The organism is Psychrobacter sp. UBA6766, assembly GCF_002453355.1.
In the GTDB taxonomy this organism is placed as follows: domain Bacteria; phylum Pseudomonadota; class Gammaproteobacteria; order Pseudomonadales; family Moraxellaceae; genus Psychrobacter.
Genome location: NZ_DKGQ01000004.1, coordinates 188,527 through 205,969, shown reverse-complemented (window position 1 = coordinate 205,969; position 17,443 = coordinate 188,527). Strand labels below are relative to the sequence as shown.

General features: G+C 42.9%; 18 protein-coding genes. 7 read left to right on the top strand and 11 right to left on the bottom strand.

Translation table 11 applies throughout. From position 1 onward, the window contains the following. Positions 1–77: 77 nt before the first annotated feature. Together B4K26_RS01175 and B4K26_RS01170 are read left to right on the top strand one after the other, a co-directional pair. Entirely contained in the window at positions 78–371 is a 294-nt protein-coding gene (locus tag B4K26_RS01175; RefSeq protein ID WP_296243053.1) for a GNAT family N-acetyltransferase, read from the top strand. 299 nt (positions 372–670) lie between these two features. After that, on the top strand, positions 671–964 hold the full coding sequence (locus tag B4K26_RS01170) for a 4a-hydroxytetrahydrobiopterin dehydratase (RefSeq protein WP_296243052.1): 294 nt from the start codon (positions 671–673) through the stop codon (positions 962–964). Between the two features lie 169 nt (positions 965–1,133). Here the strand turns inward: B4K26_RS01170 and B4K26_RS01165 are convergent, their stop codons facing one another. After that, complete coding sequence (locus B4K26_RS01165) at positions 1,134–1,289, bottom strand: DUF1328 domain-containing protein (RefSeq protein ID WP_296243051.1); 156 nt, start codon at positions 1,287–1,289, stop codon at positions 1,134–1,136. 475 nt (positions 1,290–1,764) lie between these two features. On the opposite strand from B4K26_RS01165, the gene B4K26_RS01160 reads away from it, so the two are divergent. From B4K26_RS01160 to B4K26_RS01150, 3 genes are all read left to right on the top strand, one after another. Then, positions 1,765–3,063 carry a saccharopine dehydrogenase family protein gene (locus B4K26_RS01160; RefSeq protein WP_296243050.1) on the top strand — a complete coding sequence of 433 codons (1,299 nt, stop codon included), beginning with the start codon at positions 1,765–1,767 and terminating at the stop codon, positions 3,061–3,063. A gap of 357 nt (positions 3,064–3,420) precedes the next feature. Beyond that, positions 3,421–4,266, top strand: coding sequence for a hypothetical protein (locus tag B4K26_RS01155; protein ID WP_296243049.1), 846 nt, complete (start codon positions 3,421–3,423; stop codon positions 4,264–4,266). A gap of 451 nt (positions 4,267–4,717) precedes the next feature. After that, on the top strand, positions 4,718–5,137 hold the full coding sequence (locus tag B4K26_RS01150) for a hypothetical protein (RefSeq protein ID WP_296243048.1): 420 nt from the start codon (positions 4,718–4,720) through the stop codon (positions 5,135–5,137). A 155-nt stretch (positions 5,138–5,292) separates the two neighbouring features. On the opposite strand, the gene B4K26_RS01145 is transcribed toward B4K26_RS01150, so the two are convergent. Then, a complete protein-coding gene (locus B4K26_RS01145) occupies positions 5,293–7,839 on the bottom strand; it encodes a Tex family protein (protein ID WP_296243047.1) in 2,547 nt (848 codons plus the stop codon). Between the two features lie 463 nt (positions 7,840–8,302). Between B4K26_RS01145 and ompR the strand changes: the two genes are divergently transcribed. Then, positions 8,303–9,061 carry a two-component system response regulator OmpR gene (gene ompR / locus B4K26_RS01140; RefSeq protein WP_296243046.1) on the top strand — a complete coding sequence of 253 codons (759 nt, stop codon included), beginning with the start codon at positions 8,303–8,305 and terminating at the stop codon, positions 9,059–9,061. A gap of 118 nt (positions 9,062–9,179) precedes the next feature. Here the strand turns inward: ompR and B4K26_RS01135 are convergent, their stop codons facing one another. The 4 genes from B4K26_RS01135 to ubiG all read right to left on the bottom strand — a co-directional run bounded on the left by B4K26_RS01135 (position 9,180) and on the right by ubiG (position 12,200). Next, positions 9,180–9,446, bottom strand: coding sequence for a DksA/TraR family C4-type zinc finger protein (locus tag B4K26_RS01135; protein WP_296243045.1), 267 nt, complete (start codon positions 9,444–9,446; stop codon positions 9,180–9,182). 161 nt (positions 9,447–9,607) lie between these two features. After that, positions 9,608–10,444: a YciK family oxidoreductase gene (locus B4K26_RS01130; RefSeq protein WP_296243044.1), complete on the bottom strand. Its 837-nt coding sequence runs from the start codon at positions 10,442–10,444 to the stop codon at positions 9,608–9,610. A gap of 71 nt (positions 10,445–10,515) precedes the next feature. After that, positions 10,516–11,226, bottom strand: a complete 711-nt coding sequence (locus B4K26_RS01125) for an HAD family hydrolase (protein WP_296243043.1) — start codon at positions 11,224–11,226, stop codon at positions 10,516–10,518. 113 nt (positions 11,227–11,339) lie between these two features. Beyond that, on the bottom strand, positions 11,340–12,200 hold the full coding sequence (gene ubiG, locus B4K26_RS01120; protein ID WP_296243042.1) for a bifunctional 2-polyprenyl-6-hydroxyphenol methylase/3-demethylubiquinol 3-O-methyltransferase UbiG: 861 nt from the start codon (positions 12,198–12,200) through the stop codon (positions 11,340–11,342). Between the two features lie 442 nt (positions 12,201–12,642). Here ubiG and B4K26_RS01115 point away from each other — a divergent pair, with 442 nt between their 5' ends. Continuing rightward, entirely contained in the window at positions 12,643–13,263 is a 621-nt protein-coding gene (locus B4K26_RS01115; protein WP_296243041.1) for a thiol:disulfide interchange protein DsbA/DsbL, read from the top strand. 121 nt (positions 13,264–13,384) lie between these two features. On the opposite strand, the gene yjgA is transcribed toward B4K26_RS01115, so the two are convergent. The 5 genes from yjgA to folK all read right to left on the bottom strand — a co-directional run bounded on the left by yjgA (position 13,385) and on the right by folK (position 17,438). Continuing rightward, positions 13,385–13,897, bottom strand: coding sequence for a ribosome biogenesis factor YjgA (gene yjgA, locus B4K26_RS01110; protein ID WP_296243040.1), 513 nt, complete (start codon positions 13,895–13,897; stop codon positions 13,385–13,387). 103 nt (positions 13,898–14,000) lie between these two features. Further along, entirely contained in the window at positions 14,001–14,999 is a 999-nt protein-coding gene (rapZ, locus tag B4K26_RS01105; RefSeq protein WP_296243039.1) for an RNase adapter RapZ, read from the bottom strand. A gap of 41 nt (positions 15,000–15,040) precedes the next feature. Next, the gene (panC, locus tag B4K26_RS01100; RefSeq protein ID WP_296243038.1) at positions 15,041–15,931 is read right to left on the bottom strand and encodes a pantoate--beta-alanine ligase; all 891 of its coding nucleotides are present in this window, start codon (positions 15,929–15,931) and stop codon (positions 15,041–15,043) included. A gap of 81 nt (positions 15,932–16,012) precedes the next feature. Next, on the bottom strand, positions 16,013–16,813 hold the full coding sequence (panB, locus tag B4K26_RS01095; protein WP_296243037.1) for a 3-methyl-2-oxobutanoate hydroxymethyltransferase: 801 nt from the start codon (positions 16,811–16,813) through the stop codon (positions 16,013–16,015). 124 nt (positions 16,814–16,937) lie between these two features. Beyond that, a complete protein-coding gene (gene folK, locus B4K26_RS01090; RefSeq protein ID WP_296243121.1) occupies positions 16,938–17,438 on the bottom strand; it encodes a 2-amino-4-hydroxy-6-hydroxymethyldihydropteridine diphosphokinase in 501 nt (166 codons plus the stop codon). Between the last annotated feature and the right edge of the window lie 5 nt (positions 17,439–17,443).

Below are 17,443 nucleotides of genomic sequence, written 5' to 3'. Positions count from 1 at the left end.
TATAGATAAATATCTCATTCATAGATACCTAATCCATAGTTATAGATAATTATAAATACTAATCAGGGAGATTTTTTATGAGTAATGACAATACTAAACCCGATATAAATATTGTGCATGACGAACAAGCCAAGCGATTTGAAGCCTCAATCAACGGGCAAACTGGTTATATCAGCTACCAAGAGCGCGGTGATAAACTGGTCTACGATCACACTATTGTCCCGCGAGCGCTAGAGGGCCGCGGTATCGGATCAGCGTTAGTCAAACATGCATTAAAATACGCGCAAGATAATAACAAAAAAGTGGTACCGCAATGTTCGTTTGTCGCCTCGTATATTGATAAGCACCCTGAATTCCAAAATTTGCTTTAGGCGCAATAAGTAAGGCCTTATGACAGCAACTATGCTATAAAAGCCATACTAAAAATTATATTCTAAACTCTAATACGTGTTACTACCCTCCTATTTATCTGATGCTCTTCATTATATTTTTGCTCGCAACCATATAATAAGAAATCAGTGATAGGTGGGTTTTCTGTCCTATATTGCTGTTTATATTTTCTCAGTTGTACCTCATCACCTTATGTAATATGAAGTAGACAGGATAAAATATAAACAGCAAACCTAAAACCTTATACCCTCCTCTAATAATAATAATAAAGGATATTGCCATGAGTAGTTTATCTGACAAACAAATCGACTTACAATTAGAAGACTTGGCTGGCTGGCAGCGCGATGGTAACAGTATCGTTAAAAGCTACCATTTTAGCGATTTTGTCGAAGCCATGAGTTTTATGAATCAAGCGGCCTTTCATGCTGAGGCGCTCGAGCATCATCCTGAATGGAGTAATATTTATAACGTTGTTAATGTGCGCCTAACCACTCACGATACCGGCGGTATTACTAGCCTTGATATTCGCTTAGCCAGGCGCATGGAACATATCATCCAACCTAAAACTTTCTAATATTAATAGTCTTCTCACATTTAATACTGGGCTCTGTATTTTAATACTGGACTTTGTATTGATGACAACTATTAGAAATAGAAAAATTTAGCCACAAAAAAAGTCCTCTATTGAGGACTTTTTTATTATTGTACTGAACGCTTAAAATCTAAGCAGTCATTGTTCGCTATTACATACGGCGACTAACAAATGCGACAATGAATAGAATGACCGCGATTGCTAACAAGATATAAGCAAAGTTTGCAGACAATCCAGCGATACCGCCAAATCCGAATAAACTTGCGATTAATGCGATTACGGCAAAAATAATAGCCCAACGGAACATAATAATTCTCCTCAAATTATGGTTAGAAACTAGATATACAGCTAGCAGTTTGGTTATTCATGAACTTCTTATCAATCAACCGTTTTACCACTGCGCTCTTTTCTTCCTGAAAATTTTCTTTTTGTTTTGATACAACTTATTACGGCGTACGAATATAGATTAGCAATGATTTTCTCTAAAGAACGTTCATTTTGGTAATAATGTCGATAGGTTATGTAAACTTTGTAGCAAATCTTACCATTCTTAAGTTTTTACTTGGCTTTTCAAGACTTATGTGTAGAGATAGTGAATAGTTACTTAAACTCTGTTATTTTTATGACAACATCTGCTATAAACCAAAATAGCTTGCTCTACGTTTATTAACGGTTTTACCCCAGCTGTATAGAAATAGATATTTAACGACCATAGCTGCTTAATAACAATTTAATGACAATGGCAATTTATCAATAACCACTACTTAATAAGGAAGATAAGTATGAACACGGCTACCTCAAACAACACCACTCCATCAAATAGTGAGCAATCGACTGCTAACGAAAAACGTCCATATGCAGTGGTTTTATATGGTGCGACCAGTTTTGTCGGTCAGATTACAGCGCATTATTTGACAGAGTTTTTATCGAACGCTAAAGACAAAAATGGCGCGAACGTCACGTGGGCAATAGCAGGGCGCGATGAGAAGAAACTTAATGAGCTACAGTCTAACCTTAGCAGCAAAGTTGATATCCTTATTGCTGATAGTAACGATGATGCTAGCCTTGATAAGATGACCAAGCAAGCCCAAGTCATTATTTCAACCGTTGGCCCTTACCTAAAGTATGGTGAGCCGCTGATTAAGTCTTGCGCTCATAATGGCACTGATTATGTTGATCTCACGGGAGAAGCTATCTTTATCAAAGATATGATGGACAAATATCAGGATGCGGCGAAGCAAAGCGGTGCCCGAATTGTCAACTCGTGTGGCTTTGACTCTATTCCCTCTGATTTGGGCGTTTATTTTACCCAGCAGCAAGCGGAAGAAAAGTTCGGCGACGCGTGTGATGTGATTCATATGCGCGTGAAAGCCGCAAAAGGCGGTTTATCTGGCGGCACGATTGCCTCGATGGCCACAATCTTTGAGGAAGTCGGGCAAGACAAATCACGCCGTAAGCAAGTCGCAAACCCTTATTTGCTCAATGACGACAAAGATGCGCCAAATGTGCGCCAAGACAATGTCAGCAAGCCCGAATACGATGACGAACACAAGCGCTGGCTTGCGCCTTTTGTCATGGCTAGTATCAACACGCGCATCGTGCATCGTAGTAACCAATTGCTTGGTTACGAATATGGCCGCGACTTTAAATATGACGAAGCGATGTGGATGAAAGATGGCGTTAAAGGCAAACTAGCAAGCTATGCGATGAGCGCAGGATTAATGGGTTTTGCCACCGCCATGATGATTAAGCCAAGCCGTGAGTTACTATCTAAGCATGTGTTACCTAAATCAGGCTCAGGACCTTCTAAAGAAGAGCAAGAAAATGGCTATTTTGATATTCGCTTATTTGGCGAAACGGCCAATAAAGATATGATTAATACTAAAGTAACCGGTGACAAAGATCCGGGTTATGGCAGTACCTCGCGCATGTTAGCGCAAGCGGCATTGTGCTTAGCGCAAGATATCAGCAAAGACGAGGTGGGCGGCGGTTTTTGGACTCCTGCTTCTGCAATGGGCGATAGTTTAATAGCACGTTTAGAAGAGCATTCGGGCCTTAGCTTTAAAGTTATCGATGGTTAAAACTCTCTATTTATAAAATAGAAGCAACATAATTCTTATAAAGTAGTAATGACCGCCTCTTGGTAATAAGAGGCGGTTTTTTATTGTCTATATTTCTTACCTCACTGTGCTAAGACTTTTTAGGCAAATGTTAATAAATAATAACAACGTGTTTTTTCAGTAAACGATGTTGCCCATTTGCCCTTTTTCAATACATTAAACTACACATTTCCAGACTAATGTCACAGCCATATTGCTAGAACTCACGTAGGATAAAAAAGGTTATGGCGCAGATTTTACTTATCGCGTCCAAATACACCAAACCCGACTTTACCAAACCCAAAGAGAAATATTAACAATAATTAAGAGGGAATGATTATGAAACTGAATGTATTAACAGCCGCTGTTTTGACATCAGGTGTTGCTATGTTTGCCAGTACGGCCAACGCCGCCATGACGACTGACAATCATGGCAACGTCGGTTATGATACCTATGATGAGTGCGTCATGGCCGTCAAAGATGGCTCAGCCAAATTTTATACGCCTTATACCTATCAAAAACCAAAAATGCAGGCGGGCGAAGCTTCTATTAAAAAAATGCGCTTATCTGAGGTCATGATTCCGCAAACTGTGGTAAATAACGATGATTTAAAAGCCAGTGATTATTCAGCAGGTGCTTGTGATTTAGGGGTAGGACAGTCAAATGGTCGCTATGGTGTCTCAGGAGCATTAGTAGGTAAATATGTGCCTATCGCTGCTGATATGCCAGTCAACGTTTATATGGACAAATCTGGTAATCCAGTTCGTTTAAGCATGCAGCAGTGTGATAACCATTTCGGCGCTAAATTCCCAACGCCTGTTATGAATGAAGCTAAAGAAACCGAAGCGCCAGCACCCGACGCCGAAATAGCGATCACTGAAGAACGTAGTATGGAGCCAGTCGTTGTCGAAACCACCCGTGTTATCCGTCCTGCTAAGTACCGTGTAAAAGAAGTCATAATTGCGCCAGAAGACCAAATCAAGCGCGTTAATACAGCCAGCGGTACGGCAATTGCGGTAGAAGACGGCGTCAATCGTGCCGTTATCGTTGGTGAAGAAGCAGACAGCAGCGTCTTGGAAGATACAGAAATCAGTCAAACTTTTCCTGTGATTCGTGTGCCTGACAATAACAATCAGCAACGTGTTGTTGACCCAAAAACGGGTAAATATGTGATTGTTGAATAATCTTTCGATAGCTAGGTTTTAACAATATTTTCTCAAAATATAAATCTAGAGAGGAAAGCAGAAGAGATATTTTGCTTTCCTTTTTATTGAATTTGACAATAACACTACAATAGTTGCACAAACTCACTTACGAACATCGGTCTGTGAGGGTCTTAATCTATGCACTACTGAACTAACGCTTATTTAATTGTTATTCTCTTCTTAGATTTTTATCGTTGAAACCGTTCAACGCATAAGACTCTTTAACCAAATCAATCATGATAATCGCTCAATGGTTATCATGATTTTATTTTGTCTATAAGTTTAATGTTAGATATATTAAATATATAAATGCAAAATACTAAATGGATTGGTTCCATAAGATGGTTATATACAACAATACACAACATAAGCGTCAAGTTTAAAATACCTTAAACCGACACTATAAGATTGAAAATTAGGGAATGGATTAATGAAAAAAAGCACTCTACCTTTATCGCTACTCATCGGCGCAGCGCTCACTGTCCCAAGTTTGGCTATGGCAGCGCCTGCTGATAGCGCAGCAGCAGAAAATGCAGCAACGGCAACTACTCTCGAGGCTGAAGGCAGCCATACAAATGATGTAACAGCTGCCAATCAATCTAATCCATTTCAGGTGAGCGAAACACAAACGATCAAGCGAGCAAAGGTTAGTCATACCGCTAGTCAACAGCCAATGACGAATGAACTCCAATCTGATCAAGAGGCCATTCACGAAACTATGCAAGAAGACATGCAAGGGCAACAAGCGGTTGTGCAAAATCCCGAAGAAGCGATGCAACAACAAAACATGGTAGACGATGAAGCGGTATTAGAGACCGAAGAAGAAACAGAGACATTGGAAGCTTTATAAACTATAAGTCAAAATTTTTTATTGGCTAAATTTAGAAATATTTTTTTATTACTAAAACATCTGCTAATATATTAAAAACTAAAAAGGCAGCCATTGATGGCTGCCTTTTTAGTGACTCATTATTGTGGCTCGTTATTAATGACGATAAATAACGATTATTTCTTGGTTTTAGTCACGCCAGCCTCTTGTAATAGCGCCCCAAGTGTACCCATTTTACTAGGCGCCTCTGCTTTTTCCGCTCTTGGTGCTTTACTGCGGTTGGTGCTATTGTCTTTATCTTGACGATTGCCGCGCGGTTTCGATGGACGCTTATCCGCTTCTGGGCGCTTGCTATCTGCGCGGTTACTGACTGGACGATTACTGCGTGGGCGGCTGGCTTTATCATTATTACCCGTACTTTCAGAAGTCTTAGCTGCAGAGCGTACAGGTTTTGCACCTTCAGGCTTCATACTAAAGCCGATACGGCCGCGTTTTTCGTCGATAGAAATCACACGTACCGAGACGATATCACCAGGTTTTACGCGGTTCATTGGGTCAGCGACGAAATCATTGGCCATCTGTGAGATATGCACGAGACCATCTTGATGAACACCGACATCAACGAAGCAACCAAAAGCTGTCACGTTGGTAACAACACCTTCAAGCTGCATACCTTCGCTTAAATCTTTAATGCTGTTAACGTCTTCACGGAAGTTAGCCGTTTTAAACTCAGGGCGCGGATCGCGGGCAGGTTTTGCAAGCTCTTCAATGATGGCTTTGACACTGATATTGTCATCATTAGCAGCGAGCGCAGTGGTATCGATGCTGTTTAACACGCCATCGTTACCGATAACTTCTGGCAATGCTTTACCTGTTTGCTCAAGTAAGCTGTCAACCAACGCATAGCTTTCTGGATGCACGCCTGTCGCATCAAGGGGATTGCTACCGCCGTGGACGCGTAAGAAACCTGCCGCTTGCTCAAAGGTTTTTACCCCTAATCGCGGAACATTTTTCAATGACTCGCGGCTATCAAAGGCCCCATGTTCTTTACGATACGTGACAATTTGCTGGGCGACATTTTTATTCAAACCCGCAATATGCGCTAAAATAGCAGGACTCGCGGTATTCACATCAACGCCAACGGCATTTACGCTATCTTGCGTGACTTTATCTAAACTGTCTGCCAATTGGGTTTGATTAACGTCATGCTGATACTGACCAACACCAATCGCTTTTGGGTCAACCTTCACCAATTCTGATAAAGGATCTTGTAAGCGACGGGCGATAGAAACAGCTCCGCGAACGGACACATCTAAATTGGCAAGCTCATCACTAGCCAGCTCACTCGCCGAATAAACAGAAGCGCCAGATTCATTCACAATCACGGTTTTGGCTTTTAACTCAGCGTTGGCGGCCAAAATCTCTTTAATCATCGCATCGGTTTCGCGGCTTGCCGTTCCATTGCCAATAGCGACTAAGTCTACATTATGAGTGCTTAATAATTCATCAATGACTTTTTTGGCTTCAACCATCTTATTATCAGGAGCAAATGGATAGACGGTTGCGACGACAGGATTGTCTGCGCTGTCTAGCATAACATGGCCTTGAGCATCGACAATCGCCATTTTAACGCCATGACGGATACCGGGATCAACGCCTAAGATGACTTTACGACCAGCAGGCGCTGACATGAGTAAGTGCTGTAAATTATTGGCAAATACATCAATGGCGTCGGCTTCAGCAGTCAGACGTTTTTCAGTCAATAAACGGTGCTCGATATGTGGACGCCATTTGTCTTTCCATAAGCTGGTCGCCGCCTCAACTAAAAATTCTTGACGTTCTGCTGGCGCTTTGGCATCAATCTCAAAGTGCTTGACAATTTTTTCAATAAAGGGCGCGTCTTCGCCTTCGATTTTTAGACCTAAGACGTTTTCTTGGCGACCGCGTAGCATGGCAAGTAGGCGATGATTTGGCAGGCGTGCAAGGCTTTCACTGTGCTCGAAGTAATCTTTGAATTTCTCGCCAACTTCACGTTTTTCATCACTGGCAACGCTCGATACGATACTGGCCGTTTTAGCAAAGCCACTACGCAGATTATCGAGTAAATCTAATGCTTGCGTCCATTCATCAACGATGATGGCTTGGACACCTGCCAATTGCTTGTCGATATCACTAAAATCAACGTCAATCTCATTACCGCTATCATCGGTAATGCTAGATTGTACTTGATAGTCGGCGAGCGCTTCTGTTGGTGTCATCTCTTGCGTTAACACCGCTTGTGCGGCTACATCAAGACCAGCAGCACGTGCTTTAGCAGCCGGCGAACGGCGACGCGGACGGTAAGGCAAGTAGATGTCTTCAAGCTCAAGCTTGGACGTCGCATTATCAATACGCGTCTGTAGCTCATCAGTCAAATTGCCCTGCGTGCTCAGCAGCTCAGTAATTTTAAGGCGACGGGTTGCCATGTCACGCTCATAATTAAGCGATCTCTCCAAAGCTCGCAGCTGCGCATCATCAAGATTCTGCGTCTTTTCTTTACGATAACGGGCAATAAAGGGAACGGTCGCGCCTTCATCGTAAAGTTCGACAAACGCATTGACTTGAGCAGTCTTAATGCCAAGCGCGCGAGCAAGCTTGTCGTGAATATTCGCGTGTGTGGTTGCATCCAAAGCCTGAGCGTTTATCGAGGTTTGAGATGGCGTTAAGGTATCAGTGCTACTCATAGACGTATCAATCGTTGAGAAATGTAGTTTTGCATTATAGCAAAAGCTGCATGAATAAAAATCCTTTTTATCTTTTCGTTATTTATTACCTGTTTTCTGGCAAAAATCGTCTGATATTGTCCGTTCTTGCGCCTTGTTAAACAAACGCATACAGCATTTATCAGTATCAGTGATGCAATTAGGATTGCAATCTTATACACTAAAGTGTCAAGGGCGCAAATATGATTAAGCATGCCTACATTGAACAAAAGTTTTTATTTTTGCACGATTTTTTGACGGTTATTTACTTTTTTGATGAGTAGTGGTGTGGTTCGCTCCTCATGGTTTACTTATCAACGGATTGATCATTGAATCATACCAAGATTTTGAGTGATGACTTTTAATGATATTTTTATAAACGGGTTTTACCAATAATTTTACTAAGCGTTTTGACTAATAATAATTTTTATAAGAGGATGACTGTATGACTGATAACAACAGCCCTGACACCTTAAACCAGCGCATTTTAGTCGTTGATGACGATGCACGCTTGCGCTCTTTATTGCAACGCTTTCTAGAAGACGATGGTTTTGTCGTCCGTACGGCTCACGATGGCAGTCAGATGGATAAATTGATGCAACGTGAGCTGTTTTCATTGGTGGTATTGGATTTGATGTTGCCAGGCGAAGACGGTATCAGCATTTGCAAGCGTTTGCGTGAAGACAATGGCGATATTCCGATTATCATGTTGACGGCCAAAGGTGGTGATGCCGATCGTATCGCTGGTCTTGAAGCGGGTGCAGATGATTATCTTCCTAAGCCCTTTAACCCGAAAGAGCTGCTTGCTCGTATCAAAGCAGTCCTGCGCCGCCAAAACCGCGAGCTGCCGGGTGCGCCAAGTCATCAGCTTGAAGTGGTTGAATTTGGACCGTGGACGCTTGATTTATCGACTCGAACGCTTAAACGTGAAGGCAATGTTGTTACTTTAACGACTGGTGAATTTTCGGTATTAAAAGCCTTGGTTCAACACCCACGTGAACCATTAACGCGTGATAAATTGATGAACCTTGCCCGCGGTCGCGAATGGGGCGCGATGGAGCGTTCTATCGACGTTCAAGTATCGCGTTTGCGCCGCTTGATTGAGGACAACCCTTCACAAGCGCGTTATATTCAAACCGTTTGGGGAGTGGGCTATGTGTTTGTTCCTGACGAGGCAGAAGTAGAAGCCGCTAAAAGCGAATAGCGCCTGATAATATTCAATGCAATAAAAAGCCCTGCACATTGATTGCGGGGCTTTTTATTGGTTACACCCATATTATAATACTAGATATTACTATTAATACTAGGTACTATTATTTAAATTAACGTAATTGGCTGTCTTTACTACCGCGGCGATTAAACAGCTCAGTCGCCTTTGCTTCTTTTTCAAGCTCCATTTGACAGCTAATACAATGCTGTACACCTGGTACGGCAATGCGCCGCGCTTCTGGAATGGCATTACCGCACTCATCACAAAACTCAGCGCTTTTACCCGTTGGTAGAGCACGCCGTGCTCGCTCTAACGCATCGTTGACAGTCGCATCCATTTGTTCATGTTCTGCCCCATCTCTTGACCAGCCACCTGCCATAATCTTATCCTAATTTTTATTAATGATATTTAGGTTTTAATTGATAAAAATCTTTAATAACAAATAGATGGGGCTTTATAACGCTTATTTCAACAAATAAGCGATTTTATAAATGATAAAATAACTATGAAGTTATTGCTTAATAAAACCATGGATGACGATTAATTTTTTGGTTGTAGCTCAACCACTTGACCGCGCACGCCGATGCTTTCATCACTCATCAAAAACACATAACCGCCCATAATATCTTCAGGAGTCTTGAGGCTCATCGGATTTTCACCAGGAAAGGCATGGGCGCGCATATTGGTACGGGTACCGCCAGGATTGATGCAGTTGAAGCGCAAATTAGTGGTATTCTGCGTTTCTTGGGTAAAGATATCACTCATACCTTCTACCGCTTGCTTGGAGAGTGCATAAGCGCCCCAAAAGGCACGAGGATGAGTGCCAACGCTACTAGAAGTAAAGACGACTGAACCTTTTGGCGCGTCTTTAAGCAAAGGCAGTAGCGCTTGTGTGAGCATAAAGGTAGCCGTAAAGTTAACCTTCATAACCTGAGCAAATATATCGACATCGTACATCTCAAGCGGCGTCAAAGTACCTAACATGCCAGCATTATGCAAGATGCCATCAAGCTGACCAACTTCTTTCGCAATCAAATTCTCTAGCTTTTGCATCTCTGCATAGGTTGCTCCTTCTAGATTCATCGGTAACATAGCAGGCTGCTTGCCACCAAAACTTTCAATTTCATCGTAAACGTATTCAAGCTTGCTGCTGGTACGCCCCAACAATAACACCGTTGCACCGTAACGGGCGTAAGTCAAGGCGGCGACACGTCCAATACCGTCACCGGCACCCGTTACCAAGATTGTCTTACCCTCTAAGCAATTATCAGGAGGCACAAAATTACGAATATCGTCGTGCGATAAAGACGGTACAGCGTTTTGCACAGCTGATTGGTTGTTTTGCTGCGTCGTAGGCGGATTAGTATTGTCACTCATGGCATTACTCACTGCTTATTATTGAATAGGTAGGATGCTTAACAGCTATCTCGATGGATGGCTTATTTGACTTATAAATAATCAAACTTGCCTGAAGAAAGCAGAAGTTTATTTAACTCTTTAGGGGTTTCAGTAATATAATCTGCGCCCCATTTCTTTAAGCTTTTTTGATCTTCAGGCGGAATATAGCCATAGGCGGCTAAAATTGTCGTCATTCCAGCGGCGTTGCCAGCTTCGATATCGCGTATATGATCGCCAACGTAGAGGACACTTTCAGCGGCGCCGCGCGGGATAGCAAGTTTTTCTAACGCCACATACATCGGCTCTGGATCTGGTTTAGTACGCGATACGTCATCAGGGCAAACCAGGACTGAACAGCGCTCATCTAATTGCATTTTTTCTAAGAGCAGCTCTGCTAAATAGCGCGGTTTATTGGTAACGATGCCCCATGGCACCCGTTGGTCTTCAAGGACGCGCAACACTTCTTCCAGCTCGCTAAAAATACAGCTATCGACGCAAATATCCGCTTCGTAGTCGTCTAAAAACTGCTGGCGAAACTTAAGCAGTGCCTCTTCACCGACCTCAAGTTGGTCATTATAACGCAGCATCAGCCGCACCATCGACGAGGCTCCTGCTGAGACTTGCTCGCGAATTTCTGCTTCAGGTGGTGCTTGCCAATCATTTTCGCCGCTCATTTTACCAATAATCCGAACGAAATCAGCGGCAGTATCGATTAAGGTCCCATCAAGGTCGAACAAGACAGCTTTTACAAATTGGCTCATAACAGGTGCTCTTAGTCATCATGTTAAAAAATAGTTTAAATAATTAGTTTATAAAGATAATTTTAAGAAATCACTTTAAAGGAGGTTTTAAAGCAGTTTTTATAAAAGGCTATTTACATCAGCGGCTTTTGTACGGCCATCATATAATTGACGTCTACGTTTTGGGCCAACCAGTAGCGCTTAGTTAATGGATTATAATGTAGCCCAATAATGTCTTGACGGCTAAAGCCTGCATTGATCGCCATTTTGTCTAACTCAGCTGGCGTGATAAATTTGGCATAATCATGAGTGCCGCGATCAAGCAGACGCAACACATACTCTGCCCCAACGATGGCAAATAAATACGATTTAGGATTGCGATTAATCGTTGATAACACGCAAACACCGCCTGGCGCTAGCAGCTTAAAACACGCCTCGACAATGGCAGTTGGGTCTGGCACATGCTCAAGCATCTCCATACAAGTCACGACGTCAAACTGACCAGCATGGGTTTCCGCTAGCTGTTCAATTGGGATATGCTGATAACGCAAGGTATCATTTAAGTTGCTTTGCTCAGCATGTAAGGTCGCCGCTTTGAGGTTTTCTGTTCCAAGATCAATACCGGTGACATCAGCGTCGCGCCGCGCCATTGACTCTGACAAGATACCGCCGCCGCAACCGACATCGAGGACTTTTTTACCCGCCAAGCCCATCTCTGCCGTTTTACTGCTATCCGTACTCATAAAGCCGCGCTTGACGTTGTCTTCTATCCAATTAAGACGGAGCGGATTGATTTCGTGTAAGGTGGCAAAGGCGCCGGTTTTATTCCACCACTCGCTCGCCAAATTGTTGAATTTTTCTACTTCACTGGCATCGACATTAATCGCCGTATTTTGATTGAATTCGTTAGCAGCATTATTAATATTGCTCATATTGTCAGTAGAATTGTTTTGTTGATGATTCACAGGCTGCGCAGAAGGTAAAACTTGGCTCATAGGATTTTTCCTTTATTGGCATTATAGTTATTATCGGGAAGTATGATGCTACGCTCAATATTAGCATGAGAGCAGCAACTTTGTCGTGAGTACATCGTCACCGTTTGTGAAACGCTTAAACGGTAACTTCGTCTGGCTATTATTTTGACCTTTAAAAAACTCAGCTTTATGGCAATGTTAAAATGTTAGAGGCAACAAATACCTCTAAAAATTATAGGTAAGATCCCTTAAATAATCACTCACAGCTTTACAACCGTTAGTTAAGAATCGGGTTCACAAGTATGGGCATTTTACGCTATTATAGGCAGTAGTCTATAACAGGTTGCTTTAAGCGACGCGTTGCCGCTTAACCATTTTAAAGTCTATATGAATACACCAAGCAACTGCTGAATCAAAACTTCCGAAGCAAAAACGCTGACTCTCGACACTTCAAGGAAAAAGTATGAAACGTATCATCGCATTGACTGGTCTGGCTTGTGCTATTGGGCTAGCCAATATGGGCGCGCAAGCTGCCAATTATGTCGCAGGAAAAGACTACCGCGTGCTAGATAACCCAGAGAAAATCAGCGGCGATGCTATCATTGTGCGAGAGTTTTTCTGGTATGGCTGCCCGCATTGTAACGTTCTCAATCCGCATATGGAAAAATGGGCAAAAACCAAAGACAAAGACGTGGTATTCTTTAAAACGCCAGCCGCGCTTAACCCAGTTTGGGAAGCCAGCGCCCGTGGTTTTTACGCCGCTCAGCTATTGGGTTATGAGGACAAAACTCATGATGCGTTATTTGAGGCCGTGCATAAAGATGGTAAACAGTTATTTGACCAAGCCTCACTGAGCAAATGGTACGCGTCTAAAGGCGTCGACGAAAAGAAATTTAATAGCCTTTATAACTCATTTGCGGTTGGGACAAAAATTGGCCGCTCACAAGCAGGCGCCAAGCGTTATCAGCTTTCAGGTGTACCAGCGGTGGTGGTTCAAGGTAAATATGTCGTCACTGGTGAAAGTGCTACTGTTCCTAAAGTGGTCGATTATCTGGTCGACAAAGTACGTGCCGAGAAAAAATAATTTGAATGACATGAATTATTAAAAAACGTACATTTATCAAAGTGCAAAAAGCCAATCATTAACGATTGGCTTTTTTTATGCATTATGGGCTATGAACTGTTATTAGCAATAATATAAATCGCTAGCTTTTCAGCTGCGACAATATTGCCACCTCACGAATATAACTGGCCAAGTCTTCTTTAGATTCTGCCATTAGCTCATCGTCCTGCATGTGCTTGGCATACTCAATCCAAAGTAGCAGCTGGTACAGGCTATTACGCTCGGACGCCTTGTATTGTTTGACGAACTGTTTAAGCGTGCTTTCATCACTGATGTTTAAACGCTCGATCCAGCTTTCAATTTTAGAGATCTGCTCCTTTGGAAAAAAAGCGTCAAACAAGGCTTTGACCAATTCGTGGCGATTTTCTTCACTGATAAGTTTGCCGACACGTTTGGTTTGGCGATTGCGCGCGTTGGCACTGGTGATATCGGCGAGCGCCATCAGCTCAGCCATAAAATAGTCACTGGCTGGCAGTTTCTTCAGCTGCTTTTTCGATAAGCTGGCAAGCGGTATCGACAATGCTTGCAAACGCTCATGAGCTTTTTTGAGCTCTGTGCGCGAGACGCGCATATCTTGTTCTGACCAGTCAATCATAAAAGCTTTCCATTTTTCGAGATAGTAAATAATAGATGGTAATGAAACCCGTTAATTGTGTGTTGCCATTTATACCTTGTCGCTTGCTTGCAACTGCTAAGTATTACCAACGATGCTTTTCGCGGTGTTTGGCAGTAACGGTCAAACCTTCAGGCAAACTGGCGGTCAATGCATTTTGTAGATGCTTAGTAATAAATACCGAGCGATGTTTGCCACCTGTACAGCCAATAGCAACCGTCACTGTATGGCGGTTGTTATGTAAAAAATCGGGTAACCAACGATTGAGAAAAGTTGCGATATCCTGAGTCATCTCAGCCACCTCTGGATAATCAGCAAAAAACTCAGCGACCTCAGCATCAAGACCCGTCGCGGCTCGCAGTTTCGGATTCCAATGCGGGTTGGGCAAAATACGCACATCAAAGACAAAGTCTGCATCGATTGGACTGCCATATTTAAAGCCAAACGATAACAGATTAATGGCGATTTGATTATCGACCCCAACATAGTCGCGAAGACGCTCTTTTAGCTGATGAATATTTAGCATACTGGTATCGATTCTAAGATCTGCCTGCTTAAATATCGGCTGCAAAAGCTGGCTTTCTCTTTCGATCGCCGCTGGCAAATTATCAACCGTATTTTCTACGCCTTTGGTATCTTGCATCATTAAAGGATGGATACGGCGGGTAGCATTAAAGCGCGCCACCAAGATATCCTCTTGCGCCGTGACGTATATTACCGTCACCGCCTCTTCGCCATACGTCTGCTTTAAAGTATCATGTATTTCGGCGAAATTTGATAAATCAGCGCGCGGTGTCCGAATATCGACGCCAAGGGCGACGCGTTTAATCCCGCTATCACAAACCAGTTTTTTTGCTGCCTCAGGAACCAATGACAAAGGCATATTATCAATAGAATAATAGCCCAAATCCTCTAGGATATTGAGTACGGATGTTTTACCAGATCCTGAGCGCCCTGACACTACTAAGATATTTAATCTGTCTTTATTTGTGCTGCTAGGGGCTACTGACTTGGCTAAATTGCCATTTGGCGGTGCTTGCTCATTATTTAATTTGACTTGCTTGTCGTCCTTATTTGCACTCATAATCCATCATCCTCATGCATTGCGTCCGGCAATTTACTCTGTCATAACGGCAGCTTTACCGTCACCAATTGATTGTCTAACAAGCGTGCACGACCCAACCAAGCAGCAACCAAAATCACCAAATTCTCACTGTTTATATTACAATTTCCTGTCGCTTCATTTGCTTCTAAAGAATCGAGCTGAGCTGTTTTTATGTCTAAATAATCAACCGTAAAACCTGCTTCAGTGATACGCGCTTTTGTCGCTGTCAATAAAGACTCAAATCCTTGTTCTCTATATTCGCTATTTTTGAGTTGCTCGGCTAAGCGTTGTAATTCTTGATGGAGCACGGGCGCTATTTTTCGCTCAGAGTCGCTTAAATATTGATTGCGTGAAGACAATGCTAAACCGTCCTCTGCCCGCACAATAGGGGCGCCGATGATCTTAATCGGATAACTCAGATCACGCACCAATTGCTGAATAATCGCTAATTGCTGGTAATCTTTTTGGCCGAATACTGCCACATCTGGCTGGACGATGTTAAACAGTTTAGAGACAACAATGCCGACCCCATCAAAATGACCGGGACGCGACTGACCACATAGCTGGCTGGTAATTTCGCCAGCTCGAACTGATGTTGGTGGTGGTAACACCGGATACATCTCATCAATACTGGGCGCAAATACATAGTCCGCGCCGACGGTTGCAAGTTTGGCAACATCGTCCTCTAGCGTGCGGGGATAACTATCGAAGTCCTCACCGATGCCAAATTGAGTAGGATTAACAAAGATACTCACCACCACGATATCCGCGTGCTGTTTGGCAATTCTCACCAGCTCAAGATGGCCATCATGCAGATTACCCATCGTTGGCACTAAAGCAATACTTTGACGACCATAATAAAGGGTTAATGCGTGACGCAGCGCTGAGATATGATGATAAATGGTTGGCATGGTTAATATTTCTTATCCTAACAGCTTGTTCTAATAATAATGGTCAAATCACCAGATAAAATACGACCAAATTAAACATAGCTAGCTAAATTGATGTTGCTCAGTGGGAAAGCTACCATTGCGAACTGATTGTTGATAAAGGGTAAAAGCCCCTTCAATACTACGCTCGCTATTGCGCTCATCGGTTAAAAAGTCATGGACAAAGCGCGGCACGCGACCATGTACCATACCAAGCATGTCATGCATGACTAAGACTTGACCATCAGTATCTGCTCCAGCTCCAATCCCGATGACAGGCACGGCAACTGCTTCTGTAACAGTTTTAGCAAGCTCAGCAGGGACGCATTCTAGCACCAAAAGCGCAGCACCAGCGGCAACAACGGCTTTGGCATCAGCGAGCAGTTTTTCTGCCGCTTCATCACCACGACCTTGGATTTTATAACCACCAAAAACATTGACCGATTGCGGCGTCAGTCCTAAGTGTACACAAGTCGGCGTGCCAGCTTGCGCCAACGTTGTAACTAAATTACAAAGCTCACTGCCACCTTCAACCTTAATTACCTGCGCGCCTGCCTGCATTAGCTTTCGGCTATTGGTGATGGCCTCTGTCAACGTCACATAACTCATAAATGGCAAGTCGGCTATAATGAGCGCGTGGTTATTACTACGAGCTATATTAGCCGTATGATAAACCATATCATCAACGGTAACAGGTAAGGTTGAATCATGACCTTGTACTACCATACCCAGACTATCACCAATCAAAATCGTATCAATCTGCGCTTTATCCATCATGCGTGCAAACATCGCATCATAGCAGGTTAAACAGGTAAATTTGGTACCGTCTTTTTTAAATTTATTTAAAGTAGATAACGTCGTCATACAACCCTCAATGCTGTTAACTATTTATAGCTTTTGGTGCTTTGATCAAAATGCGTACCAATTTGTAAATATCTTTAGTAAGCCGATTATTAGTGATTTAGCAGTTCGTGATTTGGCAATAGTTCTAATTTGGTTCTAGGAGTTTTAACCCCGTCCAATCGTTACTCGGCGGATAATCGGTTATTGGTTTGTTTGAAATAATCAACTCTGGCGCCAATTCTCGTAGCGGTAGCAAGACAAAATTACGCTCATATAAACCTGCGTGCGGTATCGTTAATTGTGGCTCTGAGATGCCGATATCGCCATATAATAGAATATCAACATCAAGGCTACGCTCACCCCAGTAGCGCAGGCGAGCACGTTTGGCTTGTTGCTCTAACGATTGGCAAAAACTAAGCAACTCAAATGCTGTCAAAGTAGTTTCAAAACTTGCAACTGCATTGACAAAGTCGGGCTGATCTTGCGGTCCCATCGGCACTGAAGCATAAAATGATGACACACGTACCAAACGTATCTGCTCATTTTCTTGCATGGTTTCGACAGCTTGCTGCAAATGCTCTACCGGCGAACCCAGCTCGTTTTCTAGATTACTTCCTAATCCCACATAGCAGGTAACCCAGGTCATACCGT

Coding starts and splice junctions, on each gene's coding strand:
- B4K26_RS01175 (WP_296243053.1), top strand. CDS start 78: ATGAGTAATGACAATACTAAACCCGATATAAATATTGTGCATGACGAA.
- B4K26_RS01170 (WP_296243052.1), top strand. CDS start 671: ATGAGTAGTTTATCTGACAAACAAATCGACTTACAATTAGAAGACTTG.
- B4K26_RS01165 (WP_296243051.1), bottom strand. CDS start 1,289: ATGTTCCGTTGGGCTATTATTTTTGCCGTAATCGCATTAATCGCAAGT.
- B4K26_RS01160 (WP_296243050.1), top strand. CDS start 1,765: ATGAACACGGCTACCTCAAACAACACCACTCCATCAAATAGTGAGCAA.
- B4K26_RS01155 (WP_296243049.1), top strand. CDS start 3,421: ATGAAACTGAATGTATTAACAGCCGCTGTTTTGACATCAGGTGTTGCT.
- B4K26_RS01150 (WP_296243048.1), top strand. CDS start 4,718: ATGAAAAAAAGCACTCTACCTTTATCGCTACTCATCGGCGCAGCGCTC.
- B4K26_RS01145 (WP_296243047.1), bottom strand. CDS start 7,839: ATGAGTAGCACTGATACCTTAACGCCATCTCAAACCTCGATAAACGCT.
- ompR (WP_296243046.1), top strand. CDS start 8,303: ATGACTGATAACAACAGCCCTGACACCTTAAACCAGCGCATTTTAGTC.
- B4K26_RS01135 (WP_296243045.1), bottom strand. CDS start 9,446: ATGGCAGGTGGCTGGTCAAGAGATGGGGCAGAACATGAACAAATGGAT.
- B4K26_RS01130 (WP_296243044.1), bottom strand. CDS start 10,444: ATGAGTGACAATACTAATCCGCCTACGACGCAGCAAAACAACCAATCA.
- B4K26_RS01125 (WP_296243043.1), bottom strand. CDS start 11,226: ATGAGCCAATTTGTAAAAGCTGTCTTGTTCGACCTTGATGGGACCTTA.
- ubiG (WP_296243042.1), bottom strand. CDS start 12,200: ATGAGCCAAGTTTTACCTTCTGCGCAGCCTGTGAATCATCAACAAAAC.
- B4K26_RS01115 (WP_296243041.1), top strand. CDS start 12,643: ATGAAACGTATCATCGCATTGACTGGTCTGGCTTGTGCTATTGGGCTA.
- yjgA (WP_296243040.1), bottom strand. CDS start 13,897: ATGATTGACTGGTCAGAACAAGATATGCGCGTCTCGCGCACAGAGCTC.
- rapZ (WP_296243039.1), bottom strand. CDS start 14,999: ATGAGTGCAAATAAGGACGACAAGCAAGTCAAATTAAATAATGAGCAA.
- panC (WP_296243038.1), bottom strand. CDS start 15,931: ATGCCAACCATTTATCATCATATCTCAGCGCTGCGTCACGCATTAACC.
- panB (WP_296243037.1), bottom strand. CDS start 16,813: ATGACGACGTTATCTACTTTAAATAAATTTAAAAAAGACGGTACCAAA.
- folK (WP_296243121.1), bottom strand. CDS start 17,438: ATGACCTGGGTTACCTGCTATGTGGGATTAGGAAGTAATCTAGAAAAC.